The 278-nt window shown below is 67.6% G+C and carries 1 pseudogene; it reads right to left on the bottom strand.

The features are described from left to right. Positions 1–246: pseudogene (locus MFF40_RS28420) on the bottom strand (plasmid partitioning protein RepB); the annotation flags it as partial. Positions 247–278: the final 32 nt, after the last annotated feature.

Genomic DNA, 278 nt, shown 5'->3' with positions numbered 1-278 from the left:
AGGCAGACACAGATCGGGGTCGAGATCGACGACTGCGCCGTCGACCTCCGCCGGAGCGGGTCGGGAGGCAGCCCACATGGCCGCCATGGAGCGCGCCGCCGCGGGACGCTTCTCGACGGCGGGAGCGTGAGGCGTAGCACCTGCTACAGGGGTGTAACCCATTGATGGTTCAGGTGAGGCCTGTGGCGGAGCATCGGCCTGAACGGGCGTGCCCATGATGGCACTGAGGCGCTTCTTCTGGTTCATGTGCGGCCCCATGCGCGGGTGATGAGCCCTTC

Origin of the sequence: Methylobacterium mesophilicum (assembly GCF_022179445.1) — a bacterium.
GTDB classification, from domain to species: Bacteria; Pseudomonadota; Alphaproteobacteria; order Rhizobiales; family Beijerinckiaceae; genus Methylobacterium; species Methylobacterium mesophilicum.
Note: the sequence above shows the minus strand (reverse complement) of the source record. Positions and strands in the feature narration are given on the sequence as shown.